Origin of the sequence: Marinovum algicola, from assembly GCF_900109145.1 — a bacterium.
GTDB lineage: Bacteria > Pseudomonadota > Alphaproteobacteria > Rhodobacterales > Rhodobacteraceae > Marinovum > Marinovum algicola.
In genome coordinates this window covers 538,442-563,082 of the sequence record NZ_FNYY01000001.1, presented here as the reverse complement: position 1 = coordinate 563,082, position 24,641 = coordinate 538,442, and the positions used below count along the sequence as shown (strand labels likewise).

Annotated in this window: 22 protein-coding genes and 2 tRNA genes; 20 read left to right on the top strand and 4 right to left on the bottom strand. The window is 65.2% G+C overall.

From position 1 onward, the window contains the following. Positions 1 to 362 precede the first annotated feature (362 nt). The 3 genes from ileS (at position 363) to BMW90_RS02750 (ending at position 4,910) form a co-directional block, all read left to right on the top strand. Complete coding sequence (ileS, locus tag BMW90_RS02760) at positions 363 to 3,374, top strand: isoleucine--tRNA ligase (RefSeq protein WP_074834763.1); 3,012 nt, start codon at positions 363 to 365, stop codon at positions 3,372 to 3,374. Between the two features lie 167 nt (positions 3,375 to 3,541). Then, the gene (yghU, locus tag BMW90_RS02755) at positions 3,542 to 4,405 is read left to right on the top strand and encodes a glutathione-dependent disulfide-bond oxidoreductase (protein WP_074834761.1); all 864 of its coding nucleotides are present in this window, start codon (positions 3,542 to 3,544) and stop codon (positions 4,403 to 4,405) included. A gap of 52 nt (positions 4,406 to 4,457) precedes the next feature. Beyond that, positions 4,458 to 4,910: a methylated-DNA--[protein]-cysteine S-methyltransferase gene (locus BMW90_RS02750; protein ID WP_074834759.1), complete on the top strand. Its 453-nt coding sequence runs from the start codon at positions 4,458 to 4,460 to the stop codon at positions 4,908 to 4,910. A gap of 48 nt (positions 4,911 to 4,958) precedes the next feature. Here BMW90_RS02750 and BMW90_RS02745 read toward each other — a convergent pair whose 3' ends face one another. Continuing rightward, entirely contained in the window at positions 4,959 to 5,792 is an 834-nt protein-coding gene (locus BMW90_RS02745) for a prephenate dehydratase (protein ID WP_048532466.1), read from the bottom strand. Between the two features lie 119 nt (positions 5,793 to 5,911). Between BMW90_RS02745 and BMW90_RS02740 the strand changes: the two genes are divergently transcribed. The 5 genes from BMW90_RS02740 to BMW90_RS02720 all read left to right on the top strand — a co-directional run bounded on the left by BMW90_RS02740 (position 5,912) and on the right by BMW90_RS02720 (position 12,415). Continuing rightward, positions 5,912 to 6,424 carry a c-type cytochrome gene (locus BMW90_RS02740; RefSeq protein ID WP_074834758.1) on the top strand — a complete coding sequence of 171 codons (513 nt, stop codon included), beginning with the start codon at positions 5,912 to 5,914 and terminating at the stop codon, positions 6,422 to 6,424. Positions 6,425 to 6,623: 199 nt separating this feature from the next. Further along, on the top strand, positions 6,624 to 8,567 hold the full coding sequence (locus tag BMW90_RS02735) for an extracellular solute-binding protein (RefSeq protein ID WP_074834756.1): 1,944 nt from the start codon (positions 6,624 to 6,626) through the stop codon (positions 8,565 to 8,567). Between the two features lie 3 nt (positions 8,568 to 8,570). After that, on the top strand, positions 8,571 to 9,725 hold the full coding sequence (locus BMW90_RS02730) for a microcin C ABC transporter permease YejB (RefSeq protein WP_074834754.1): 1,155 nt from the start codon (positions 8,571 to 8,573) through the stop codon (positions 9,723 to 9,725). 3 nt (positions 9,726 to 9,728) lie between these two features. Next, positions 9,729 to 10,835: an ABC transporter permease gene (locus tag BMW90_RS02725; RefSeq protein WP_074834752.1), complete on the top strand. Its 1,107-nt coding sequence runs from the start codon at positions 9,729 to 9,731 to the stop codon at positions 10,833 to 10,835. After that, on the top strand, positions 10,832 to 12,415 hold the full coding sequence (locus tag BMW90_RS02720) for an ABC transporter ATP-binding protein (protein WP_074834750.1): 1,584 nt from the start codon (positions 10,832 to 10,834) through the stop codon (positions 12,413 to 12,415). Before BMW90_RS02725 ends, BMW90_RS02720 begins: the two co-directional genes overlap by 4 nt. 98 nt (positions 12,416 to 12,513) lie before the next feature. Here BMW90_RS02720 and hemN read toward each other — a convergent pair whose 3' ends face one another. Then, positions 12,514 to 13,869, bottom strand: a complete 1,356-nt coding sequence (gene hemN, locus BMW90_RS02715) for an oxygen-independent coproporphyrinogen III oxidase (RefSeq protein ID WP_074834879.1) — start codon at positions 13,867 to 13,869, stop codon at positions 12,514 to 12,516. A gap of 72 nt (positions 13,870 to 13,941) precedes the next feature. Here hemN and fnrL point away from each other — a divergent pair, with 72 nt between their 5' ends. The 5 genes from fnrL (at position 13,942) to BMW90_RS02695 (ending at position 17,586) form a co-directional block, all read left to right on the top strand. Then, positions 13,942 to 14,688: a transcriptional regulator FnrL gene (gene fnrL / locus BMW90_RS02710; protein ID WP_074834748.1), complete on the top strand. Its 747-nt coding sequence runs from the start codon at positions 13,942 to 13,944 to the stop codon at positions 14,686 to 14,688. A 284-nt stretch (positions 14,689 to 14,972) separates the two neighbouring features. After that, complete coding sequence (locus BMW90_RS26605; RefSeq protein WP_170850501.1) at positions 14,973 to 15,110, top strand: hypothetical protein; 138 nt, start codon at positions 14,973 to 14,975, stop codon at positions 15,108 to 15,110. Beyond that, positions 15,107 to 15,292: a hemin uptake protein HemP gene (gene hemP / locus BMW90_RS02705; protein ID WP_244526417.1), complete on the top strand. Its 186-nt coding sequence runs from the start codon at positions 15,107 to 15,109 to the stop codon at positions 15,290 to 15,292. The genes BMW90_RS26605 and hemP overlap by 4 nt, the downstream gene beginning before the upstream one ends. A gap of 62 nt (positions 15,293 to 15,354) precedes the next feature. Then, positions 15,355 to 16,350 (top strand): aldose epimerase family protein, encoded by a 996-nt coding sequence (locus tag BMW90_RS02700; RefSeq protein ID WP_074834745.1) that lies wholly within the window; start codon positions 15,355 to 15,357, stop codon positions 16,348 to 16,350. Positions 16,351 to 16,419: 69 nt separating this feature from the next. Continuing rightward, positions 16,420 to 17,586: a WD40/YVTN/BNR-like repeat-containing protein gene (locus tag BMW90_RS02695; protein WP_074834743.1), complete on the top strand. Its 1,167-nt coding sequence runs from the start codon at positions 16,420 to 16,422 to the stop codon at positions 17,584 to 17,586. A 192-nt stretch (positions 17,587 to 17,778) separates the two neighbouring features. Here BMW90_RS02695 and BMW90_RS02690 read toward each other — a convergent pair. Beyond that, a tRNA-Gln gene (locus BMW90_RS02690) sits at positions 17,779 to 17,853 on the bottom strand. Positions 17,854 to 18,027: 174 nt separating this feature from the next. On the opposite strand from BMW90_RS02690, the gene BMW90_RS02685 reads away from it, so the two are divergent. The 5 genes from BMW90_RS02685 (at position 18,028) to BMW90_RS02670 (ending at position 22,059) form a co-directional block, all read left to right on the top strand. After that, positions 18,028 to 18,104, top strand: a tRNA-Met gene (locus BMW90_RS02685). 234 nt (positions 18,105 to 18,338) lie between these two features. Then, positions 18,339 to 19,763, top strand: coding sequence for a cytochrome ubiquinol oxidase subunit I (locus BMW90_RS02680; RefSeq protein ID WP_074834741.1), 1,425 nt, complete (start codon positions 18,339 to 18,341; stop codon positions 19,761 to 19,763). Between the two features lie 3 nt (positions 19,764 to 19,766). Beyond that, a complete protein-coding gene (gene cydB / locus BMW90_RS02675) occupies positions 19,767 to 20,786 on the top strand; it encodes a cytochrome d ubiquinol oxidase subunit II (RefSeq protein WP_074834739.1) in 1,020 nt (339 codons plus the stop codon). After that, positions 20,786 to 20,881, top strand: a complete 96-nt coding sequence (locus BMW90_RS26255) for a DUF2474 family protein (protein ID WP_139211175.1) — start codon at positions 20,786 to 20,788, stop codon at positions 20,879 to 20,881. Before cydB ends, BMW90_RS26255 begins: the two co-directional genes overlap by 1 nt. A gap of 191 nt (positions 20,882 to 21,072) precedes the next feature. Further along, positions 21,073 to 22,059, top strand: a complete 987-nt coding sequence (locus BMW90_RS02670) for a zinc-dependent alcohol dehydrogenase family protein (RefSeq protein ID WP_074834737.1) — start codon at positions 21,073 to 21,075, stop codon at positions 22,057 to 22,059. A gap of 111 nt (positions 22,060 to 22,170) precedes the next feature. Here the strand turns inward: BMW90_RS02670 and BMW90_RS02665 are convergent, their stop codons facing one another. Then, the gene (locus BMW90_RS02665) at positions 22,171 to 23,076 is read right to left on the bottom strand and encodes a LysR family transcriptional regulator (RefSeq protein ID WP_074834735.1); all 906 of its coding nucleotides are present in this window, start codon (positions 23,074 to 23,076) and stop codon (positions 22,171 to 22,173) included. A gap of 151 nt (positions 23,077 to 23,227) precedes the next feature. On the opposite strand from BMW90_RS02665, the gene BMW90_RS02660 reads away from it, so the two are divergent. Continuing rightward, positions 23,228 to 23,530: a DUF1330 domain-containing protein gene (locus BMW90_RS02660; protein WP_074834732.1), complete on the top strand. Its 303-nt coding sequence runs from the start codon at positions 23,228 to 23,230 to the stop codon at positions 23,528 to 23,530. A gap of 52 nt (positions 23,531 to 23,582) precedes the next feature. Further along, positions 23,583 to 24,581 carry an LLM class oxidoreductase gene (locus BMW90_RS02655; protein WP_074834730.1) on the top strand — a complete coding sequence of 333 codons (999 nt, stop codon included), beginning with the start codon at positions 23,583 to 23,585 and terminating at the stop codon, positions 24,579 to 24,581. Positions 24,582 to 24,641 lie beyond the last annotated feature (60 nt).

The following is a 24,641-nucleotide window of genomic DNA, read 5'->3' as shown; positions in this document are numbered from 1 at the left end:
TTCTTTTGCGGGTCTTCGGACCCATGACCAAACCGCCGCACCTTTGAAGGTGCGTGTTCTAGAGCGGGCCGGCCTGGATGGCGCAATGACCCTGGGGGAGTTGCACCACCGAGGCCGGCCTTTCATTTTGCAGCGCGGTCTATCGGGTGCACCTGCGCCCCGGCGCCCGCCCCCATGCCATCCGGGCCCACTGGACGCCCGTTTCCCCCGCGCCTATAAGCAACCCCAAGATGGCACATTTCGCGATCATCATTCGAATTACATGCCCGGCGCTCTGATCAGACGAGCCGCCGGGACAAGGCGTATGGACTGCCGCGCCGCCTCACCCCTGACATCCGAATAAACCGACAAGGACGCCCTTCATGTGCGCCGATACGCCTGAGTACAAAGACACTCTGAACCTGCCCAACACCGATTTCCCGATGCGCGCCGGCCTGCCCAAGCGCGAACCCGAATGGCTCGAGCGCTGGGAAAGCATCGGCATCTACGACCGCCTGCGCGAGCGTGCCGCCAGCGCCGCCAGCACCGAGGATGCCCGCAAGCCCTTTACCCTGCACGACGGCCCGCCCTATGCCAACGGTCACCTGCACATCGGCCACGCCCTGAACAAGACGATCAAGGACATGATCGTCCGCAGCCACCAGATGATGGGCTTCGACGCGCGCTACATCCCCGGCTGGGACTGCCACGGATTGCCGATCGAATGGAAGATCGAGGAGCAATACCGCAAGAAAGGCAAGAACAAGGACGAGGTGGAGGTCATCGATTTCCGCCAGGAATGCCGCCGCTTTGCCGAAGGCTGGGTCGATGTCCAGCGCGACGAATTCAAACGGCTGGGCGTCACCGGCAACTGGCCCGCGCCCTATCTGACGATGGATTTCCATGCCGAGCGGGTGATTGCCGAAGAGTTCCAGAAATTCCTGATGAACGGCACGCTCTACCAGGGCTCCAAGCCGGTGATGTGGTCACCGGTGGAAAAGACCGCCCTGGCGGAGGCCGAGGTTGAATACCACGACAAGGAGAGCTTTACCGTCTGGGTCAAGTTCCGCGTCTCCAATGTCGATTTCCCCGACCTGACGCTGGCCGGCGAAGAGACCGAGGCCGAGGAAGGCCGCGCCGTCATGGCCGCCGAGGAACAGGTCGCCCATGACCTGATTGGCGCGCATGTGGTGATCTGGACCACCACCCCCTGGACCCTGCCCTCGAACAAGGCCGTGGTCTTCGGCCGCGACATTTCTTACGGGCTCTACGAGGTGACCGGCGCGCCCGAGGAATGCTGGGCCGCCCCCGGCGACCGCTTCCTGCTGGCCGACAACCTGGCCGCCGATGTCTTCAAGCGCGCCCGCCTGAACGAGGACCAGTACGCCCGTGTCCGCAGCGTCAGCGCCGATCTGCTGGCCGGGCTGACCCTGCTGCACCCGCTGGCAGGCGCCGAGGGCGCGAACGGCGAATGGGACGCGCCGCGCGATTTCCGCGCCGCCGATTTCGTCACCGATACCGAAGGCACCGGTTTCGTGCATTGCGCGCCCTCCCACGGGATGGAGGAATACGAGCTCTACCGTGACCTGAACATGCTCGACCGCGTCATCACCTACAACGTGCTCGACGACGGGTCTTTCCGGCCCGATCTGCCGTTCTTTGGCGGCAGCTACATCCTGTCGCGCAAGGGCGGCGAAGGCGACGCCAACAAGAAGATCATCGACAAGCTCGCCTCCGTCGGCGGCCTTCTGGCGCGCGGCAAGATCAAGCACTCCTACCCGCATTCCTGGCGTTCCAAGGCGCCGGTGATCTTCCGCAACACGCCGCAGTGGTTCGCCGCCATCGACCGCGAGGTCGGCGACGGCCAGGATCAATACGGCAAGACCATCCGCCAGCGCGCCCTGACCTCGATCGATCAGCTGGTGCACTGGACGCCCAAGACCGGCCGCAACCGGCTCTATTCGATGATCGAGGACCGGCCCGACTGGGTGCTGTCGCGGCAGCGCGCCTGGGGCGTGCCGCTGACCTGCTTCACGAAAAAGGGCGCCCTGCCCACCGATCCCGCGTTCCTGCTGCGGGATGAGGCGGTCAACACCCGCATCCTCGAAGCCTTCGAGGCCGAGGGCGCCGACGCCTGGTACAAGAACGGCGCCAAGGAACGCTTCCTGGGCACGGATCACAACCCCGACGACTGGGATCAGGTCTTCGACATCCTCGACGTCTGGTTCGATTCAGGCTCGACCCATGCCTTCGTGCTGCGCGACCGCGAGGATGGCACCGAGGACGGTATCGCCGATGTCTACATGGAGGGCACCGACCAGCACCGCGGCTGGTTCCATTCCTCGATGTTGCAGGCCTGCGGCACCCTCGGCCGTGCCCCCTATCGCAACGTGGTGACCCATGGGTTCACGTTGGACGAGAAGGGCAACAAGATGTCCAAATCGCTCGGCAACACCATCGCCCCCGACCAGGTGGTCAAGCAATACGGCGCTGACATCCTGCGCCTCTGGGTGGCGCAGACCGATTACACCGCCGACCAGCGCATCGGGCCCGAGATCCTCAAGGGCGTGGCCGACGGCTATCGGCGGCTGCGCAACACCATGCGCTTCCTGCTGGGGGCGCTGTCGCATTTCGAGGAAAGCGACCGGGTCGCACCCGCCGAGATGCCCGAGCTTGAACGCTACATCCTGCACCGGCTGGCCGAGCTCGATCATGTGGTGCGCAGGGGCTATGCCGCCTTCGACTTCCAGGGCGTCTTCCAGCAATTGTTCAACTTCGCCACGGTCGAGCTTTCGGCCTTCTACTTCGACATCCGCAAGGACGCGCTCTATTGCGACGGCGACACCCAGCGCCGCCGGGCCGCGCGCACCGTGATGGACCTGCTGTTCCACCGGCTGACCACCTGGCTGGCACCGGTCCTGGTCTTCACCATGGAAGAGGTCTGGCTCGAACGCTTCCCCGGCGAGGAGAGCTCGGTCCACCTGACCGACATCCCGGAAACCCCCGCCGACTGGCTCGACGAGCCGCTGGCGGCGAAATGGGCCAAGGTCCGCCAGGCCCGCCGCGTGGTCACCGCCGCATTGGAAATCCAGCGCAGCGACAAGGTGATCGGCGCCTCGCTCGAGGCGGCCCCGGTGGTCCATATCCGCGACAAGGAGATGCTGGCGGCGCTGACGTCGATCAACTTCGACGACATCTGCATCACCTCCGGCATGTCGCTGACCGGCGATCCGCAACCGGCCGAGGCCTTCCGCCTGCCCGAGATCGACGGCGTCGGCGTGGTCTTCGAGAAAGCCGAAGGCGAGAAATGCCAGCGCTGCTGGAAGATCCTGCCCGACGTCGGCACGCATGCCCACCCCGCCACCTGCGCCCGCTGCAACGCCGCGCTGACCTGAGCGATCCCGCACCGCCCCCCTGCTTCTTCTGGCCCCAAATATTCCTGGGGGGCGGCCGCAGGCCGGGGGGCAAAGCCCCCATATAAACGCACAAGCCCTGTGCAGACCTTGGTTGAACCCGCGCTACGCCCTAGGTCTGCACCAAGACCCAATCCAAGGACGGACCGATGACCGAAAGCTACACGCCCCCCAAGGTATGGACATGGGATCAGGAAAACGGCGGCCAGTTCGCCTCGACCAACCGCCCCATCGCCGGCCCCACCCATGACAAGGAGCTGCCGGTCGGCAAACATCCCTTCCAGCTCTATTCCCAGGGCACGCCCAACGGGGTCAAGGCCACGGTGCTGTTCGAGGAACTGCTGGCCGCCGGCCACGCCGCCGAATACGACGCCTGGCTGATCCGCATCGGCAATGGCGATCAGTTCGGCTCGGACTTCGTCGAGATCAACCCGAACTCCAAGATCCCCGCCTTGATGGACCGCTCGGGCGAGACCCCCGTGCGGGTGTTCGAATCCGTGGCGATCATGCTGCATCTGTCGGAGAAATTCGGCAATGCCTTCCAGGGCGCGCCCGAGCACCGCGCCGAGCTTCTGTCCTGGCTGTTCTGGCAGATGGGCAGCGCGCCGTTCCTCGGCGGCGGCTTCGGCCATTTCTACAACTACGCGCCGGAGAAATACGAATATCCGATCAACCGCTACGCCATGGAGAGCAAGCGCCAGCTCGACGTGCTGAACCGGCATCTGGCCGAACGCGACTGGATGGTCGGCGGCGAATATACCCTGGCCGACATGGCGATCTGGCCCTGGTACGGCCAGCTGGTGCTGGGCCGGCTCTACAATGCCGCCGAATTCCTCGACGTCGAGAGCTATGCCCATGTGATGGACTGGGCCAGACGCATCGACGCCCGCCCCGCGGTGCAGCGCGGCCGCATGGTCAACCGCACCGGCGGCGACCTCTCGTCGCAACTGCACGAGCGTCACGCGGCCGAGGATTTCGAGAACCGCACCCAGGACAAGCTGGAAAACGCCTGATATCCGCAGGAACCGGATTGAGCCTGCCGCCAAGACAGGCCAATCTGCCTCTATGCCGGAACGCAGCCTGACCACAACCCTCGGCCCCGTGACGCTGGAAGCGGAAAACGGCGCCATCACCGCCCTGCACTGGCGGGCCGGCGGCTACGATGACGATCCGCTGCTGATCGAGGCCGCGCGCCAGCTTGACGCCTATTTTTCCGGAGCCCGCCAGAGCTTTGATCTGCCGCTCACGCCGCGCGGCTCAGACCTCACCCGCCGCACCTGCGCCGCGATGCAGGCCATCCCGTTTGGCGAAACCCGCACCTATGGCGATCTTGCGCGCGAGATGCAGGTGCCGGCTCAAGCCATCGGTCAGGCCTGCGGCGCCAATCCGATCCCGGTGCTGATCCCCTGTCACCGCATTCTCGGGGCCTCGGGCCTGGGCGGATTCTCGGCAAAGGGCGGCGTGGAAACCAAGGTCTGGCTGTTGCGGCACGAAGGGGCCGCCAGCCTGCTGATCTAGCCCCCGCCGATCGGCCACCGTCCCAGTCGACGGCAACCGCAGGACGCCTCAATCGCGCCGCGGATCGCGCGGATAGGTGCCGAGGATTTCCAGCATGTCGGTGAAGTAATCCAACTCGTCCAGCGCGCGTTGCACCGCCGGATCGTCGGGATGGCCCTCGATATCGGCATAGAACTGCGTCGCGGTGAACGACCCGCCCACCATGTAGCTTTCCAGCTTGGTCATGTTGACGCCATTTGTCGCGAAGCCGCCCATCGCCTTGTACAGCGCCGCCGGAATGTTGCGCACCTGAAAGACAAAGGTCGTCAGCATGCCGTGATCGCCGCGCCGCGACATGTCGGGCTCGCGCCCCATCAGCAGGAAACGCGTGGTGTTGTGGGCATGGTCCTCGATATGGCGCGCGAGGATGTGCAGCCCGTGGATCTCGGCCGCCAGGTCCGAGGCCAGCACACCGGAGCGCCGGTCACCGCTCTCGGCCAGTTCGGCGGCGGCCCCGGCGCTGTCGGCGGCGGCCTCGCCGCGGATGCCATAGGTCTTCAGGAAGTCGGCGCATTGCGGCAAGAGCACCATATGCGCGCGCACCGTTTCGACATCCTCGATCTGCACGCCGTGATGCGCCATCAGGCTCACATGCACCCGCACAAAGGCTTCGCCGACGATCCTGAGCCCGCTCTGCGGCAGCAGGCGGTGAATGTCGGCCACCCGGCCATAGGTGGTGTTCTCGACCGGCAGCATCGCCAGCTCGGCCGCGCCGGACGTCACTGCGGCGATGGTTTCTTCAAAACTGCCGCAGGGCAGCGGCTCCATATCCGGCCGTGCGTCACGGCAGGCTTCGTGACTGTAGGCTCCGGGCTCCCCTTGAAAGGCGATGCGTCCTGTCATGGCTGATTTTCCATATTTCGGCCCGGCCCCGGGCGTTTCGTCGCGGTTTCTATACCTTGCCTCCGCGAAGGGGAAGCCGTAAGACCCCGAACAAGACCAAGCTAAGGGACTCGCGTGTTATGGATACAATGACCTCGACCAAGATTCTGGGGGGCTTCTGCGGCGCTTTCCTGATCTTCCTGCTCGGCAAATGGGCGGCGGAAGAGATCTATCAAACCGGTAGCGGCCATGGCGGCGAAGAGCAGGCCTATGTCATCGATACCGGCGAAGAAGAAACCAGCGGCGAAGCCGAAGAGGCCGTGCCTTTCGCCGAACTTCTGGCCGCGGCCGATCCGGGCAAGGGCGAACGCGTCTGGGGCAAATGCCGCGCCTGCCACAAGGTCGAGGACGGCGCGAACGGCACCGGCCCGCACCTGTTCGGTGTCGTGGGCCGCGACGTGGGCTCTGTTGCCGGCTTTGGCTATTCGGGCGCGCTTGTCGCGGTCGCCGATGTCTGGACACCGGAAAACCTGCAAGCCTTCCTCGAGAATCCCAGGGATTTTGCACCGGGCACCAAGATGTCTTTCTCGGGTCTGAAGGACGCCGAGGACCGGGCCAACCTGATCGCATGGCTCGACAGCCTCGACGGCTGATCGCGCGCACCCCGCACCGATTTTGGCCGCCGTTCCCTCGGGAGCGGCGGTTTTTCTTTGCGTCCCGGTGTTTCGGCAGGTTCTCACTCAAGTTCACGGAATATCGACTTGATTGATCCCGCCGCACCGCTCTAGCGTACAGGGCCAAGACGCCTTGAGCTTGCGCGCCCCGCGTCACGTGGCCAACAGGAGCGACTGAATGACCGACGAACGATACCTCCCCCGCACAGGGTTCGAATTCTCACGCCGTGCCGCCCTCGGCATGTTCGGCGCGACGGCGCTTGGTGCCGCTCTGCCGCCCGCGCGGGTGATCGCCCAGACCAGCGAGGGCGAAGAGATCATCGTCAGCCACGGCTATTCCTTCTACGGCGACCTGAAATACCCCGAAGGCTTCAAGCATTTCGATTATGTCAATCCGAACGCCCCCAAGGGCGGGCAGATCTCGCTTGGCACCCGCGGCACCTTTGACGGGTTCAACCGCTGGGCCTGGCGCGGCAATGCCGAGAGCAACTCGGGCATCGTCGCCGAGGCGATGTTCGGCGAAATGCCCTGGGGCGGCGGGCTGCCGGCGGATTCGATCACCGATGCCTATTGCCTGATCGCCCGCGAGGTCGAATACCCCAAAAACAAGACCTGGTGCGTCTTTCACATGCGCGACGACGTCACCTTTCGCAACGGCCAGCCGCTGCACGCCCGCGACGCGGCCTTTACCCACAACCTGTTTCTCGAACAGGGCATCCGCTCTTACGCCCGCGCGGTGAAGGAACGGATCACCGGCGTCGAGGTGATCGACGATCTGACCATCCGCTACACTTTCGCCGACGAGATCTCGCGCCGGTCGCTGATTTCCCAGGTCGGCGGCACGCCAATCTTTTCCGAGGATTGGTACAAGGAGACCGGCGAACGGCTGGATGAACCCTCGGTGGCCTCGCCGATGGCCTCGGGGCCGTATCAGGTGGGCGACTACGAATTCAATCGCTACGTCGTCTACGAACGCAACCCGAACTACTGGGGCTGGGATCATCCGCTCAACGTCGGCCGGCACAACTTCGACCGCGTCCGCTTTGAATACTTTGCCGATGACGCCGCCGAGTTCGAGGCCTTCAAGGCAGGCATCTACACCTTCCGCGCCGAAGGCTCGACCAAGCGCTGGGCCACCGGCTACGACTTTCCCGCGCTCAACAGGGGCCATGTGGTGCGCGAAGAGATCGCCGACGGCACCGCGCCCAACAACTCGGGCATCATCTTCAACACCCTGCGCCCGCCGCTCGACAATCGCAACGTGCGCCATGCGCTGTCCTTGGCGTTCAATTTCGAATGGGTCCGCGACTCGCTGCAATTCGGCCTGACCACCCAGCGCAGCTCCTTTGCCGAAGGCCAGGACTGGCAGGCCACCGACGTGCCCGAGGGCGACGAGCTCGAACTGCTCAAATCGCTGGGCGACGTCGTGCCGCCGGAGATGCTGACCACCGAGGTGGTCATGCCGCACAGCTCGAACCCGCGCGACCCCAGCGACCGCCGCAACCAGCGGACCGCGCTGAAACTGCTGGCTGACGAAGGCTACAGCGTCGACGACCAAGGCCGGATGGTCGACGACGAGGGCCAGCAACTCAGCCTCGATTTCCTCGTGCTGTCGAGCTGGGACGACACCCGCAAGGCGATCATCGAAACCTATGCCCAGACACTGGAAAGCTGGGGTATCGCCGTCCGCGCCGAGGCGATCGACAGCGCCCAGGGCCAGCAGCGGTTCCTCGACAAGGATTACGACCTGATCCACACTCGCTATTTGACCTTCTCGGTCGCCGGCACCGGGCTGCGCCAGCTCTTCGGCTCCGAGACCGCAGAAGTGTCGTCGTACAACAGCGCCGCCCTGCGCAGCCGGCTGGTGGATGCGCTGATCGATGCCGCTCTCGACACCGACAACCGCGAAGACGAGATCACCGCGCTCAAGGCGCTCGACCGGGCGCTGCGGTACGAGCGGATCGTGACCCATGACGGCTATGTGCCGGAATACTGGGTGGCCTATTACGACATGTTCGAACGGCCCGACCCGCTGCCGCCCCTGGCGCTCGGAGTGCTGGATTTCTGGTGGTTCAACCAGGAGAAATACGAGGCTCTGAAAACCGCGGGCGCACTGAAGTAACCCATGGGCGCCTATATCCTTCGCAGACTTCTGCTCGTGATCCCCACGCTTCTGGGGATCATGATCATCAACTTCGCTCTGGTGCAATTCGTGCCCGGCGGCCCCGTGGAACAGATGCTCGCCCAGATCCAGGGCGAGGGCGACGTCTTTGGCGGCTTCTCCGGGGGCGGCGAGGACGTGGGAGAAGAGACCTTCGGCTCCGACAGCGATTATGTCGGCGCGCGCGGGCTCGACAAGGAATTCATCGAACAGCTCGAGGTGGATTTCGGCTTTGCCCGCATCGTCTGTGACGAAGATCACACCGGCGCGCCCGACCTCGACGATCCGGCCTGTCTCAAGGAAGACATCGGCATCGGCGAACGCTTCTTCATCATGATGGGCAATTACCTGCGGCTCGATTTCGGCGAGAGCTATTTCCGCTCGATCGGCGTGCTCGAGCTGGTGCTGGAAAAGCTGCCGGTCTCGATCACCCTGGGCCTCTGGTCGACGCTGATCGCCTATGCGGTCTCGATCCCGCTGGGCATCCGCAAGGCGGTCAGGGATGGCACCACCTTCGACACCTGGACCTCCGGCGTGATCATCGTGGCCTATGCCATCCCCGGCTTTCTCTTTGCCATCCTGCTGCTGGTGCTCTTTGCCGGCGGCTCCTATTGGCAGATCTTCCCGCTCAGGGGGCTGACCTCGGACAATTTCGAAAACCTCAGCCTCTTGGGCAAGATCGGCGATTACTTCTGGCACATCACGCTGCCGGTGCTGGCCTCGACGATCTCGGCCTTTGCCACGCTGACCCTGCTGACCAAGAACAGCTTCATGGACGAGATCAAGAAGCAATATGTGATGACTGCCCGCGCCAAGGGGCTGACCGAGCGGCGGGTGCTTTACGGCCATATCTTCCGCAATGCCATGCTGATCGTGATCGCCGGCTTCCCGGCGGTCTTCATCGGCGTCTTCTTCGGCGGCTCGATCATCATCGAGACGATCTTCTCGCTCGACGGTCTCGGCCGGCTGGGGTTCGAGGCGGCGGTGGCACGCGATTACCCGGTGATCTTCGGCACGCTCTTCGTCTTCGGCCTGCTGGGCCTCCTGGTCGGCATCCTGTCGGACCTGATGTATGTCTTCGTCGATCCCCGCATCGACTTTGAAAAGCGGGAGGGCTGAGGCATGGCCCTCTCTCCGATCAACCAGCGCCGCTGGCGCAACTTCAAGGCCAACCGCCGGGCGCTCTGGTCGCTGATCATCTTCCTGATCGTCTTTACCATCACGCTGTTTGCCGAATTCGTGGCCAACGACAAACCGATCCTCGTCAAGTATCGCGGCGAGTTCTACACCCCCGTTTTCAACTTCTACCCCGAAACCACCTTTGGCGGCGATTTCCGGACCGAAGCGATCTATCGCGACATCGAGGTCAAATGCCTGATCCGCACCGGCGGGCTCGAGACCTGTTGGGATGACCCCGAAGGCCTTGTCGAGACGGTCGATGCCGGCGGCACGCCCAGTGGCGATTTCGTGGAGGGCTGGATGATCTGGCCGCCGATTCCCTACAGCTATGACACACCGGTCGATCGCCCCGGCGCCGCCCCCCTGCCCCCGAACGAGCAGAACTGGCTCGGCACAGACGACACCAAGCGCGATGTGCTTGCGCGGATCATCTACGGCTTCCGCCTGTCGATCCTCTTCACCCTGATCGTCACCACCCTGGCCTCGGTGATCGGCATCATCGCCGGCGCGCTCCAGGGCTATTTCGGCGGCTGGCTCGATCTGATCTTCCAGCGGGTGATCGAGATCTGGGGTGCCACCCCCAGCCTTTACATCATCATCATCCTCTTCGCGATCCTCGGACGCAGCTTCTGGCTGCTGGTGTTCCTGATGGTGCTCTTCGGCTGGACGGCGCTGGTCGGCGTGGTGCGGGCCGAGTTCCTGCGCGCCCGCAACCTCGAATATGTCCGCGCCGCCAAGGCGCTCGGCGTGCCGAACCGCACCATCATGTTCCGCCATATGCTGCCCAATGCCATGGTCGCCACCGTCACCTTCCTGCCCTTCCTGGTGACCGGCACGATCAGCCAGTTGGCCGGCCTCGACTTCCTCGGCTTCGGCCTGCCATCCTCGGCGCCCAGCCTCGGCGAACTCACGCTTCAGGCGAAACAGAACCTCCAGGCGCCCTGGCTGGGCTTTACCGCCTTCTTCGTCTTTGCCTTCATGCTCTCGCTGCTCGTCTTCATCTTCGAGGGCGTGCGGGATGCCTTCGACCCAAGGAAAACCTTTCAATGACGGCGCTTCTCAAGGTCCGAAATCTCAAGGTCGGCTTCCGCCAGGATGGCCAGCGCGTCGCGGCGGTCAAGGGCGTCTCCTTCGATGTCGAACGCGGTGAAACCGTGGCGCTGGTGGGCGAATCAGGCTCGGGCAAATCGGTCACCGCGCTCTCGACCGTCTCGCTTCTGGGTGGCTCGGCCGAGGTCGAGGGCTCGGTCACCTATGACGGCCGCGAGATGGTGCATGCCGACGACAAGACTCTGCGCCAGATCCGCGGCAACGACATCTCGTTCATCTTCCAGGAGCCGATGACCTCGCTCAACCCGCTGCACACGCTGGAGAAACAGCTGCGCGAGTCGATGGAGCTGCACCAGCAGGTCACCGGCGCCGAGGCGCGCGCCCGCATCATCGACCTGCTCAACAAGGTCGGCATCCGCGACCCCGAGGACCGGCTCACCGCCTATCCGCACCAGCTGTCCGGCGGCCAGCGCCAGCGGGTGATGATCGCCATGGCGCTGGCCAACGGCCCCGACCTGCTGATCGCGGATGAACCCACCACCGCGCTCGACGTCACCATCCAGGCGCAGATCCTCGACCTGCTGGCCGAGCTCAAGGAGGCCGAGAACCTCTCGCTGCTTTTCATCACCCATGATCTCGGCATCGTGCGCCGCATCGCCGACCGGGTCTGCGTGATGAAGAACGGCGAGATCGTCGAAACCGGCAAGACCGCGGAAATCTTTGCCAACCCGCGCCATCCCTACACCCGGATGCTGCTAGCCGCCGAAAGCACCGGCCAGCCCGATCCGGTGGCATCGGATGCGCCGGTGGTGGCCAAGGCCGAAAACCTCAAGATCTGGTTCCCGATCCAGAAAGGCTTGCTGAAACGCACCGTCGGCCACGTCAAGGCGGTCAATGACGCCAGCTTTGCCGTCCGTGCCGGCGAGACCATCGGCATCGTCGGCGAGTCGGGCTCCGGCAAGACCACCCTGGCGCTGGCGATCATGCGGCTGATCTCCTCCGAGGGCGCGATCACCTTCGACAGCACCGACCTGCGCAATTACACCACCCGCAACCTGCGCCGGCTGCGCGCCGAGATGCAAATCGTCTTTCAGGATCCCTTCGGCTCGCTCTCCCCCCGCATGTCCTGCGCCGAGATCATCGCCGAGGGCCTGGGCGTGCACGGCGACCGTGGCGACACCCGCCCCAGACGCGAGAAGGTGGCAGAGGTGATGGAGGAGGTCGGCCTCGACCCGGCGATGATGGACCGCTACCCGCATGAATTCTCCGGCGGTCAGCGGCAACGCATCGCCATCGCCCGCGCGATGATCCTGCGGCCAAAGCTGGTGGTGCTGGACGAGCCCACCTCGGCGCTCGACATGACGGTGCAGGTGCAGATCGTCGAACTGCTGCGCGCCTTGCAACGCAAATACGGGCTTGCCTATCTCTTCATCAGTCACGATCTCAAGGTTGTCCGGGCCATGTCGCACCATGTCATCGTGATGAAACAGGGCGATGTGGTTGAGGCCGGCCCGGCCGAACGGATCTTTACCGCGCCGGAGACCGACTATGCCCGCACCCTGCTTGCGGCGGTGGCCTGAGGCGCCCGACCCAGCTTCTTCTGTTTGAAAATACCGCAGGCGCCGGGGGGGGCAGCGCCCCCGGCGCCACGCAATGCCCCCCGCCATGGCACGCCCCCTCACACCGCCGAGGAATGCCCCGCCCTGCTCAGGTCATAGGCATCAAGCGTCCGCGCCATGATCCGGGTCAGGGGCCGGGCCTCGACCGGCGCGAAAACCTCGGTCTCCGACACCTGCACCAGCGCGCCGAACCGCTGCCGCAGCGGCGCCACGCGCCGCGCAAAACCGACGGCGTCGAGCCCGAAGCGCGCCGCCATCTCCGCCGCATCGATGCGGAAATCGCACATCAGCGCCTCGATCATCCGGCCACGCAGCCGGTCCTCGTCAGAGAACACATGGCCCCTGACGGTGGAAAACCGCGCCTGCCGGAGCGCGCCGGTATGTTTTCCGGTGCTCGGCGCGTTCTGGGCATAGCCCTGCGGAAACCGCGAGATCGACGAGGCCCCCACCCCGATCAGCACCTCGGACGTGTCGTCGGTATAGCCCTGGAAATTCCGCCGCAGCCGGCTCATGCGCCGGGCCTCGGCCAGCCCGTCGTGGCGGACGGCGAAATGGTCGATGCCGATCTCGTCGTAGCCATCCCAGAGAAAGAGCCGCCGCGCGGCTTCGAACAGGTCGAGCCGGGCCTCCGGCGACGGCAGCGCCGCTTCCGGGATCAGCGCCTGCCGCCGCGCCATCCAGGGCACATGTGCATAGCCGTAAAGCGCCACCCGGTCGGGGCCGAGCGACAACAGCTTCTGCACGGAATCGGTGATCCGCGCGGTGGTCTGATGCGGCAGCCCATACAGGATATCGGCGTTCAGGCTGGCCACGCCGCGCGCCCGCAGCATGTCGCAGGCGGCGCGAGTCACCTCGAAGCTCTGCAAGCGTCCGATTGTCTCCTGGACCGCCGGGTCGAAATCCTGCACCCCGATCGACGCGCGGGTCAGGCCCATGGCCACCAGCGCGTCAAGCCGGGCGGCATCGATCTCGTTCGGGTCGATCTCGACCGAAAATTCGCCCGCGGGGCCCAGCGGCGCGACCTCGAAGATCGCCTGCGCCAGCTCTTCCATCATGTCGGGCGCCAGCAGCGTCGGCGTTCCGCCACCCCAATGCAGCCGCGACAGATGCACCCCGGCCGGCAGATGCGCCTTGAGCAGCCGCAGCTCGGCCAGCAGTGTCCGCAGATAGGCACGCACCGGCGCGTCGCTCTGGGTGCCCTGGGTGCGGCAGGCGCAGAACCAGCAGAGCCGCCGGCAGAACGGCACATGCACGTAAAGCGAAATCTCGCCGCCGGGCGGCACCTCCGCGATCCATTGGCTGAAATGCTCCGGCCCCACCTCGGGCGAAAAATGCGGCGCGGTGGGATAGGAAGTGTAGCGCGGGACCTTCGCGTCAAAAAGCCCCAGTGCGGACAGTTGTGTTCTCGTAACCATGGGCATAGCTCTAGGGCAAGGGACGCGCCGCGATCCTTGACCCAGATCAAGCCGAAGCCACGATTTACGACAATGCCGAGCAAGATGTCCCCCGACCTGTCCCTGCAATGCGGCGATTGTCCGATCCGGCATCGGGCCGTCTGTGCCCGCTGTGACAGCGACGAATTGAGCCTGCTCGAAGACATCAAGTATTACCGCAGCTACGAGGCCGGCCAGACCATCGTCTGGTCCGGCGACCGGATGGAATTCGTGGGCTCGGTGGTCACCGGCATCGCCACGCTGACCCAGACCATGGAGGATGGGCGCACCCAGATGGTGGGCCTGCTGCTGCCCAGCGATTTCGTCGGCCGCCCGGGGCGCGACAGCGCCGCCTACAACGTGGTGGCCACCACCGATCTGGTGATGTGCTGTTTTCGCAAGAAACCCTTCGAAGCGCTGATGAACCGCACGCCGCATATTGCGCATCGGCTGCTGGAAATGACCCTGGACGAGCTCGATGCCGCGCGCGAATGGATGCTGGTGCTGGGCCGCAAGACCGCGCGCGAAAAGATCGCCTCGCTGCTGTCGATCATCGGCCGGCGCGACGCCTCGCTGCGGCTGATCGGCACCGTCGATGGCATGTCCTTCGAACTGCCCCTGACCCGCGAAGCGATGGCCGATTACCTCGGCCTGACGCTCGAGACGGTGAGCCGGCAGATGTCGTCGCTGAAACGCGACGGGGTGATCGAACTGGCGGGAAAACGCCAGGTGTCGGTGCCCGATTTCGACCGGCTGCTCGAAGAGGCCGGCGAAGACAGCGACGGTGGCCTGGTGGCCTGAGCGGGCAATTTTCCGCGCCCCGATCGTAACCGCCACCAGCCTCTCTGATCTCCCGACCTGCGAATCCGGCGCGCCAACCGCCGGTGTCGTGCGGCCCGGCGACGCCGGGCACGTCCCGCCGTCTCCCTGCGCTCCGCAAAAACCCGACCGAAACCCCGCGCCCGCGCGCCGAAAACGTCGGCCCGGCCTCGCTTGACATATCCTACTATTTCAGTCAACTTAAACGCAACGCCCAGCCATCCTCTTAGGACAGCCCGGTTTTTCCCTAGTTCTGGAGAGTTAAAATGGCGACAGAATATTCCCGTGATCTCACCCGCCCCACGCCGCAGTGGGTCGATCTTCTCAGCACCGCCCTCGGCGGCAGCTACCCGGCCGATATCCGGCTCGAGGCGCTCTTTGACCGTCTGGAGGGCCGGAATTGAACGCCATTGCCCGCCCCATGGACCTGCGCCGCGCCAATGCCTCGCCTGCCCCCGAAGACACTGGGCCGATCTATGACGCCCGCATGCTGGTGGGCAACAATGCCACCGCCCGCATCCTGCTTGATGGCAAGGTCTATACCCTGCGCATTACCAAGGCCGGCAAGCTGATCCTGACCAAGTGACGCGTCGCGCCCATTGACGCGCCCGTCGGCATCGACTTTGCTGCGCGGCAAAGGGGGCGCGCATGGCACAGCGACATATCACCGACCTCGGAATCGCACCGGACGGCAAGGTCTTTCAGAGCATCACCATCGGCGGCGGCGGGCTGACAGCCCGCGTCCTGACCTTCGGCGCGGCCTTGCAGGACCTGCGGCTGGGCGGGCATGACGTGCCGGTGGTGCTGGGCCATGCCGAACCCGAGGCCTATTTCGACAATCCCGGCTATCTCGGGGCGATTGTCGGCCGCTACGCGAACCGCATCGCCGATGGGCGGTTCACGCTCGACGGCCGCGGCCACCAGGTCGACCGCAATGAAAACGGCGTGCAATGCCTGCATGGCGGCAGCCTGGGCACCTCGGCGCAAAGCTGGCAATTGCTCGAATCCGCCGACGATCACGTCACCCTGGGGCTGATGCTGGAAGACGGTCACATGGGCTTTCCGGGCGCGCTCGACCTGCGCTGCCGCTACAGCACTCGAGGGTCGACGCTGACCATCCTGCTGACCGGGCGCAGCGACGCGACGACCTATTGCAACCTGGCCAGCCATGCCTATTACAACCTCACCGGCGCGGCCGATATCAAAGAGCACCGGCTCTGCATCACCGCCGAACGCTATCTGCCGGTCGATGCGCGCCAGATCCCGCTGGGTGCGCCCGCGGATGTGGCGGGAACGCCGTTCGATTTCCGCACCCCCGCCGGGCTGACCGCTCCGCTCGATCACACCTTCTGCCGCGCCGAAGCCCGCACCGCGCTTGGCCCCGCCGCCACGCTCGAGGCCGCAGGGCTGCACATGACGCTCGAAACCACCGAACCCGGGCTCCACGTCTATGACGGCGCCGCGCTCGGCAGGACAAATCGGCCCGGGTTGCAAGGCGCGCCCTATGGTCCCCATGCCGGCATCGCGCTGGAACCGCAGGCCTGGCCCGACGCGCCGAACCAGAGCTGGGCGTCGCAGGCGCTCCTGCGCCCCGGCGAGACCTGGCGCAGCGAGACCCGGCTTTCGTTCGAACGGGTAAGCTGAAAATCCCTTCGGTCCCGGGGCGCACCGATGGTATCCTCGCGCCACCTTTGCCCTGCCTCGAGGTGCCCCATGCCCCGGACGACCGTTCTTGTCGGAACAACCAAAGGTGCCTTCCTGCTGGACGGCACCGAAGACCGCGACGCCTGGTCCGTCGCCGGCCCGTTCTGTGACGGCTGGCCGATCAACCACATGGCCGGCGACTCCGAAAGCGGCGCGCTCTGGGCGGCGGGCGGCAACGACTGGTGTGGCGCCGGGGTCTGGCGGTCGTCCGATCATGGCGCCTCTTGGCAACTGAGCAAACTGGCCAACGGCCAGATGGACGCCTGGCTGGCCGATGACCCCGAGATGGCCAGGACCTTCGGCACGGAGCCCAGCCCGCCGGCGCCCTTTACCGGCGAGATCGAGGCGCTGTGGTCGATTCGCCGGGGCGGCGACCGGCTGTATGCCGGAGCCAAGCCCGCCACGCTTTTCGCCAGCTCCGACGGCGGCGAAAGCTGGGAGAAGCTGCCGGCGCTCAACCAGCACCCCTCGGCCGAAGACTGGCAGCCCGGCGCCGCCGGGCTGACGCTGCACACCATTCTCACCGATCCGGGAGATCCGGCCAAGCTCTGGCTGGGCATCTCCGCCGCCGGGGTCTTTGCCAGCGAGGACGGCGGCGCAAGCTGGGAGCGGCGCAACCGCCGCAGCAATCTGGACGGCCCGGCCCCTGCGTCGGACCATCCGGCGGCCGGCACCGGCGACGAGACCGGGCTTTGCGTGCACAACATGGTGCGCGCCGAACAGGGTGGTGGCACCGACCTGCTCTATCAGCAGAACCACCACGGCACCTTCCGCTCCGAGGATGGCGGGCGCAGCTGGCATGAGATCACCACCGGACTGCCGTCGACATTCGGCTTTCCCATCGCCGTGCATCCCGAAGACAGCCGCACGATCTGGGTGCTGCCGCTCAACGGCGACAGCCAGGGGCGGTATCCGCCGGACGCCTCGGCCGCGATCTGGAAATCCACCGACGGCGGCGACAGCTGGCAGCAGAAACAGGCCGGGCTGCCGACGGAGAACTGCTTTTTCACGGTGCTGCGTCAATCCCTTGCCACCGACCGCGCCCGCCCGGCCGGGGTCTATTTCGGCACCAACTCCGGCTCGGTCTTTGCCAGCCGCGACGAAGGCGAAACCTGGCACGAGATCGCGCGCCACTTGCCGACGGTGCTCTGCGTCGAGGTGCTGGCTCGGGCCTGAGGGCCGCGACACCGGGCGGCATGGCTGTTCCGGCCAGGCGGGGTGAGTCGCCCCTGCGCAAAGCGGCCCCATCCGGGGAACCGGGGCCGAACGACGCGCTTTGGCCGGCGTGACGCGCGACCGGAAACACGGGCCGGACGGCGTGCAGGATCAGCGGCTATCTCGTTGCAAGGATTGGATTTTGCGGAATTATGGCTGGGGTGGTAGGATTCGAACCTACGGTACACTGTACCAAAAACAGTTGCCTTACCACTTGGCTACACCCCAACGGTGCGGGTGTCTCTACGCAAATCAGCATGCGGGATCAAGCCCCGTCTGACGAAAAAATTCAGCTTTTTTGCATCCCGCACGCCGCGAGGCAAAACTGCGGAAAATCCGCCAAACTCCGGCGCTTTTTGTCTTGACGCCAGAGGGCTGCTGTCCTAATCCCGCCGGGCCTGTGGCGGAGTAGCTCAGTTGGTTAGAGCAGCGGAATCATAATCCGCGTGTCGGGGGTTCAAGTCCCTCCTCCGCTACCACAAAACCCCCTACATTTCAGCCTTGCCGCACGGCCTGGCCCCGCCCCTGACCGGCGGCGCATGCGCATCTTGCCAGCCACCCCCCGGCAATCAGACCGGCCTGTCCGCCCCTGCCACGTTCCGTCCTCAGGGAAGTTCCCGCCTGCGTTGCCATGTCGCAATCCGGCCATGGGTCCGGAGACCTACGTTACCGGTATCGGGTATCAACGGCAGTCATCGCAGGGTCACGGGTACATGGACACTTTTCTGGGTTTCGACGCGCTGCTTCTGGCGCGGATGCAATTTGCCTTCACGGTTGCGTTCCACTTCATCTTTCCGGCCTTCACCATCGGCCTGGCAAGCTTTCTGGCGGTGCTGAATGCGCTCTGGCTGAAAACACGGCACGAAACCTATCTCCGGCTGTTCGAATACTGGATCAAGGTCTTCGCGATCTCCTTTGCCATGGGGGTCGTCTCGGGGATCGTGATGTCATATCAGTTCGGCACCAACTGGTCGGTCTTTTCGGATCGCGCCGGGCCGGTGATCGGGCCGCTGATGGCCTATGAAATCCTGACCGCCTTCTTTCTCGAGGCGGGCTTTCTCGGCATCATGCTCTTTGGCCGCAATCGGGTCGGCGACGGGCTGCACATGTTCGCCTGCGTCATGGTGGCGGTCGGCACGGCGATCTCGGCCACCTGGATTCTCAGCGTCAACAGCTGGATGCACACGCCCGCGGGCTTTTCGATCTCGAACACCGGGCAATATTTGCCCGAGGACTGGTGGCAGATCATCTTCAACCCCTCCTTCCCCTACCGCCTGGCGCATACGATCACCGCCGCCTATCTGACCACGGCCTTTGTCGTCGGTGGCGTCGGGGCCTGGCATCTGCTGCGCCATCACAGCCACAACAAGGGCGTGCGCACGATGTTCTCGATGGCGATGTGGATGGCCGCGATCGTCGCGCCCTTGCAGATCGTCATCGGCCACGAACAGGGGCTGAACACATATGAGCATCAGCCGACCAAGGTGCTCGCCATGGAAGGCCATTTCGAGAGCTACGACGATGGCGTGCCGCTGATCCTGTTCGGCATTCCCGATCAGGCGGCCGGCGAGATGCGCTATGCACTGTCGATCCCCAGGATCGGCGGGCCGATCCTGGGCAAGTCCTGGGACGCCGAGATGGACGGGCTGGACACGGTGCCTGACGCGCTCGAGCCGCCGGTGGGGGTGGTGTTCTGGAGCTTTCGCATCATGGTGGGCATCGGCGTCCTGATGGCGGCTGTCGGCCTCTGGTCGCTGGTCTCGCGGCTGCGCGGCCGGCTGCATGACGACCGGTGGCTGCACCGCGCCGCGCTGGTGATGGGCCCTTCGGGGTTGATCGCGGTGACGGCGGGCTGGATCACCACCGAGGTCGGGCGCCAGCCTTTCGTCATCTATGGCGAGTTGCTGACCGCGGATGCCGTGGCCCCGGTCGCCGCCAGCGCCGTCGGAGCCTCGCTGCTTGCCTTTGTCGCCGTCTACTTCGTCGTTTTCGGCGCCGGCGTGGTCTACCTGCTGCATCTGATGGGCAAGGTGCCCCTTCTCGGCGAAACCGGCGTGGAATCCGAGGCCGGGCCGATCCGCACCGCCGGCATGACCTCGGCGCCAGTTGGCACGCGCGAAGCGGCAGAGGAGGCCTGAGCCATGGAAGTCTCGTTTGATCTCACCATTGCCTGGGCCCTGCTTCTGGCCTTTGCCACCTTCGTCTATGTCGTTCTCGACGGGTTCGACCTGGGCATCGGCATCCTCTATCCCTTCTTTCCGGAAAAGTCCGACCGCGATCTGATGATGAATTCGGTCGCCCCGGTCTGGGACGGCAACGAGACCTGGCTGATCCTTGGCGGCGGCGGGCTGTTTGCCGCCTTTCCGCTGGCCTATGCGATCATCCTGCCGGCGGTCTACGTGCCGATCATCGTGATGCTGCTGGCGCTGATTTTTCGCGGCGTGGCCTTCGAGTTCCGCTGGCGCTCGCAGCGCCGCTTCTCGGCCCGGGCCTGGGATATGTCGTTCATCTGCGGCTCCGTCGTCGCCGCGCTGATGCAGGGCATCATCCTCGGCACGCTCTTGCAGGGGATCGAGATCGACGGCCGCGCCTATGGCGGCGGCTGGTGGGATTGGCTGACGCCATTTACCCTGGTTGTCGGGCTCGGGGTGGTGGCGGGCTATGCGCTGATGGGGGCCTGCTGGCTCAACTGGAAGCTCGAGGGCGCGGTGCAGCAACGGGTGAAAAAGGCCGCACAACTGTCGGGCCTGCTGTCGCTTGGCTTCATCGCGCTGGTCAGCGCGCTGACGCCGACACTGGAGGCAGCCTACTGGATGCGCTGGCTGTCGTTTCCACAGATCCTCTTTGTTGTGCCGGTGCCGCTGCTGACCGGGCTGATCGGCTATGTCCTGGCGCGGTCGCTGTACAAGGGCGGGCACGACTGGCTGCCGATGCTGATGGTGGTGTTGCTGTTCCTGCTGTGCTTCGTCGGCCTCGGCATTTCGATCTGGCCCTATATCATTCCGACCGAAGTCACGATCTGGCAGGCCGCAAGCCCCTACAAGAGCCAGCTTTTCATGTTTGTCGGCGCCATCGTGCTGGTGCCGATCATCTTGGCTTATACCGGCTTTGCCTATTGGGTGTTCCGCGGCAAGCTCGACCCCGAAGACGGATATCACTGATGTGGAGGAAACTGGGCTGGTTCGTGGCGCTCTGGCTGGCCGGCGTGCTCACCGTTGCGAGCGTCGCCTATCTGTTGCGGCTGGTGCTCTTGTAGGCGGCCGCTGCTGCCCCGGCCGCGCAAGTTCGGATCAAGCCCGCCAAGTGCTGGGTCCGGACGGCCGCGCGCTTTTCCTTTCGGGGCGATTATATCCGAAACCGGAATTCTGAAGCCAGAAATCCCCGGATTTATCAACTTTGAACCAAGTGTAGATAGAGGGCCAGCCCTTCATCAACAGGAGTTCACCGATGAAAGCCATGACCCTCACCGCCTATGGTCCCGACGCCCCCTTTGAAGCCGTCGAGCGCGCGCACCCCGCCGTCACCCCGGGCCACGTGGTGCTTCGCGTCCATGCCACCAGCGTCAACACCATCGACACGATGATCAAGGCCATGGGCACCGATCTGCCGCTGTCGCCCGCCCTGCCCGCGGTGCTGGGCATGGATTTCGCCGGCGTCATCGAAGAGGTCGGCACCGGCGTGACCGGCTTTGCCGTGGGCGACGAAATCTATGGCTGCGCCGGAGGTCTGGGCGAATTGCAGGGCGCGCTGGCCGAATACATGCTGGCCGATGCCCGCCTGATCGCGCACAAGCCAAAGACGCTTTCGATGCGCGAGGCCGCGGCGCTGCCGCTGGTCGGGATCACGGCCTATGAAGGCGTGCAACGCGCAGGCGTCAGAGCCGGGCACAAGGTTCTGGTGCAAGGCGGTGCCGGTGGCGTCGGCCATCTGGCGATCCAGTTGGCCCGGCACCTCGGCGCCGAGGTTTCGGCCACCGGAACCGGCGCGGCGCAGTTGGCGGCGATCGAGGGATTTGGCGCGACGCCGATCGACTTCATGCAAGAGAAAGTCGCCGACTACGTCGCCGCCCGGACCGGCGGTGGCGGCTTTGACGTGATCTTTGACGCAGTCGGCGGCGCGAACATGACAAACTCTTTCGAAGCGGCGGCGCTGAACGCGCAGGTGGTGTCGACCGTGGCCCTGCTGGAAATCGACCTGACGCCGGCGCACTTCAAGGGGCTGTCGCTGCACATCATCTTCATGCTGCTGCCGATGCTGCACGACACCGGCCGCGAGGTGCATGGCGAGGTGCTGACGAAACTGGCCGAGATCGTCGATGCCGGCGCCCTGACCCCGCAGCTGGACAGCGAGCGTTTCGGGCTTGAAGAAGTCGGCGCCGCTTATGCCCGGCTGACCGGCGGCGCGGCCATCGGCAAGGTCGTTGTCGAGGTCTGATCCCGCCTTGCAATGACCAGAGGCGCTGGAGCCACATCGGTTCCGGCGCTCCTTTTCAGCTTTTGCGCCGGGCTCGGCAGCGCCGGACAGAGAGCCGCGCCGCCCGAATAATCAGCCGGACCAATCCGGCTGACCGCCCAGATGCCCGATCAGAAAGTCCATGAAAATCCGCGTCTTGGGTGTCAGCACATTTGAACGGGGATAGACCAGCCAGAGCACGGATCGATCGTTCATCTTCCATTCGGGCAGCACCCGGACAAGCCGCCCGGCGGCAATCTCATGCGCGACGCTCCAGAGCGAGTTGATCGACAGACCGGCACCCGTCACCGTCGCCTCGCGTTGGGCATCGCCATCGTCGACGATGGCCCGGCAGACCATCCCCGCCGGGTCGAGGGCGGCGGTATCGCCGGCCCGGTTGATCAGCTCCCGCGGTTCCAGATTGCTCCAGGCGATGAACCTGTGGCCTGCCAGGTCGGCCGGCGTCGCCGGCGTGCCCTGCGCCGCAAGATAGCCGGGCGATGCACAGAGAATGCGGGTGTCATCGGCAAGCTTGCGGCCCTTCAGGCTGCTGTCGGTCAGCGGCGCGCTGCGCAGGGCAAGATCGAAACTGCCCTCGATGGCATCGAACCGCGTGTCAGACAGGCGCAGATCCAGCGTGAGATCGGGATAGGCCGCGTGGAACGCCGGCAGCAGCGGCATGATGTGCAATTGCGCGAAACTGCTTGGCGCGGCAAAGCGAAGGGTGCCTTTTGGCCCCGCGCCGCTGCCGCCAAGGACCGCCATTGCGGCCTCGGCCTGCGCCAGGATCTCGCGCGCGTAGGGCAGGAAATCCGACCCCTCCAGAGACAGCGACACCTTGCGGGTGGTGCGGCGCAGGAGCTCGGCCCCGAGCTCCTGTTCCAGCTTGGCCAGACGCGCGCTCGCCACCGCCGGGGCCAGGCCCAGCTCGCGCCCCGCGGCCGAGATGTTGAGCCGTTCGGCCGCCATGACAAAGAGGCGCAGATTGTCGGTGTCCATGGTGATTATATCCGCATTCCGAAAAATGAAATCCGAGATCTGCCGGTTTTACGGAATTTCGCAAGAGTTAAATTGGCAACACGGGGCACAGGCGGACAAGTCCACCATCTCACGGCGCCACGCCTCGACGATCGCATCAAGGAGACCTGACATGGCACATTATTCCGTTCTGGAAGTGACCCCCTCGAACGAGGCTTGGATACCTGACTACCTGCCCACCGCGACCCGGATCATGGCCAGACACGGCGGCAAATACCTGGCGCGCACCAACAGCCACGAGCAACTGGAAGGCGCCACGCGCAATGCCGCGCTGCGCATCGTGATCGAATGGCCCTCGGAACAGGCCGCCAAGGATTTCATGGCCGACCCGGATTACCGCCCGCACCTGGACAACCGCCATGCCGGATCGACCAGCCTGCACTGGCTGATCGCCGGTCAATACGACCTCGCCTGAGGGGCCCCGCGCGGCCCTGCCTGCCCGGGCCACCCTGCCGAAGGAGCAAACCATGCTGGACCAAACCACGACAACCGCTTTTCCGCGCCTCAACCGCGCCTATAACACCGTGTTTCGCCCCGGTCGGCTGAGCCTTGGCCTTGTTGTCCCGCTCGAGACCTATGCGGACAGCGCGGTGCCGAACATGGCGTGCCATATCGAACGGGCGCAACTGGCCGATGCGCTGGGCTTTTCGGCGCTCTGGCTGCGCGATGTGCCGTTCAACGTGCCTTCTTTCGGGGATGCCGGGCAGGTCTTTGACCCCTTTGTCTATCTCGGCGCCCTGGCCACCGCGACCCGCGACATCGCGCTTGGCGCGGCCAGCATCGTCCTGCCGCTGCGCCACCCCGCGCATGTGGCCAAGGCGGCGGCCTCGGCGGATGTTCTCTCCGGCGGACGGCTGCTTCTTGGAGTGGCCTCCGGCGACCGTCCCGAGGAATATCCGGCGCTGAACAAGAGCTTTCCCGACCGCGGCATGCGGTTTCGCGACAGCGTCGATTACATAAGGGCCATGGCCGAGAGCTATCCGCGCCGCGACACCGATCACGGTACGCTGTCCGGCGGTATCGACATGCTGCCCAAGCCCGCTGGCGGCCAACTGCCGCTGCTGATCACCGGGGGCAGCCAGCAATCGCCGGACTGGGTGGCGCGCAACGGCGACGGCTGGATGACCTATCCGCGCGATCCGGTGGCCCAGGGCCGCGTGGTGGCCGAGTATCGCCAGCGGATCGCCGCCACGGGCCTACCCGACCGGCCGGTGATGCAGTCGCTTTATGTCGATCTTGTCGCGGACACCGGGGCGCCGCCGAGCCCGATCCACCTCGGCTTTCGCTCCGGCACCGGCTATCTGCGGCAGTATCTGTCAGAGGTTCAGAGCCTTGGAATCAATCACGTCGCGCTGAACCTGCGGTTCAACGGCGCCGACGTCGAGGACACGATGCAGACGCTGGCGCAAGAGGTCCTGCCCGCCTTTGCCGATGCGGAGCCGGGCTCTCCCGGTACGCCCTATTGATATAAACATATATATGTCTTAATAAATGGCAGAAATCCTCTCCGGCGCCCCGCGCGCGCA

Bases quoted from the DNA above. Each gene is read 5' to 3' on its own strand.
- ileS (WP_074834763.1), top strand. From the start codon at position 363: ATGTGCGCCGATACGCCTGAGTACAAAGACACTCTGAACCTGCCCAAC.
- yghU (WP_074834761.1), top strand. From the start codon at position 3,542: ATGACCGAAAGCTACACGCCCCCCAAGGTATGGACATGGGATCAGGAA.
- BMW90_RS02750 (WP_074834759.1), top strand. From the start codon at position 4,458: ATGCCGGAACGCAGCCTGACCACAACCCTCGGCCCCGTGACGCTGGAA.
- BMW90_RS02745 (WP_048532466.1), bottom strand. From the start codon at position 5,792: ATGACAGGACGCATCGCCTTTCAAGGGGAGCCCGGAGCCTACAGTCAC.
- BMW90_RS02740 (WP_074834758.1), top strand. From the start codon at position 5,912: ATGGATACAATGACCTCGACCAAGATTCTGGGGGGCTTCTGCGGCGCT.
- BMW90_RS02735 (WP_074834756.1), top strand. From the start codon at position 6,624: ATGACCGACGAACGATACCTCCCCCGCACAGGGTTCGAATTCTCACGC.
- BMW90_RS02730 (WP_074834754.1), top strand. From the start codon at position 8,571: ATGGGCGCCTATATCCTTCGCAGACTTCTGCTCGTGATCCCCACGCTT.
- BMW90_RS02725 (WP_074834752.1), top strand. From the start codon at position 9,729: ATGGCCCTCTCTCCGATCAACCAGCGCCGCTGGCGCAACTTCAAGGCC.
- BMW90_RS02720 (WP_074834750.1), top strand. From the start codon at position 10,832: ATGACGGCGCTTCTCAAGGTCCGAAATCTCAAGGTCGGCTTCCGCCAG.
- hemN (WP_074834879.1), bottom strand. From the start codon at position 13,869: ATGGTTACGAGAACACAACTGTCCGCACTGGGGCTTTTTGACGCGAAG.
- fnrL (WP_074834748.1), top strand. From the start codon at position 13,942: ATGCCGAGCAAGATGTCCCCCGACCTGTCCCTGCAATGCGGCGATTGT.
- BMW90_RS26605 (WP_170850501.1), top strand. From the start codon at position 14,973: ATGGCGACAGAATATTCCCGTGATCTCACCCGCCCCACGCCGCAGTGG.
- BMW90_RS02700 (WP_074834745.1), top strand. From the start codon at position 15,355: ATGGCACAGCGACATATCACCGACCTCGGAATCGCACCGGACGGCAAG.
- BMW90_RS02695 (WP_074834743.1), top strand. From the start codon at position 16,420: ATGCCCCGGACGACCGTTCTTGTCGGAACAACCAAAGGTGCCTTCCTG.
- BMW90_RS02680 (WP_074834741.1), top strand. From the start codon at position 18,339: ATGGACACTTTTCTGGGTTTCGACGCGCTGCTTCTGGCGCGGATGCAA.
- cydB (WP_074834739.1), top strand. From the start codon at position 19,767: ATGGAAGTCTCGTTTGATCTCACCATTGCCTGGGCCCTGCTTCTGGCC.
- BMW90_RS26255 (WP_139211175.1), top strand. From the start codon at position 20,786: ATGTGGAGGAAACTGGGCTGGTTCGTGGCGCTCTGGCTGGCCGGCGTG.
- BMW90_RS02670 (WP_074834737.1), top strand. From the start codon at position 21,073: ATGAAAGCCATGACCCTCACCGCCTATGGTCCCGACGCCCCCTTTGAA.
- BMW90_RS02665 (WP_074834735.1), bottom strand. From the start codon at position 23,076: ATGGACACCGACAATCTGCGCCTCTTTGTCATGGCGGCCGAACGGCTC.
- BMW90_RS02660 (WP_074834732.1), top strand. From the start codon at position 23,228: ATGGCACATTATTCCGTTCTGGAAGTGACCCCCTCGAACGAGGCTTGG.
- BMW90_RS02655 (WP_074834730.1), top strand. From the start codon at position 23,583: ATGCTGGACCAAACCACGACAACCGCTTTTCCGCGCCTCAACCGCGCC.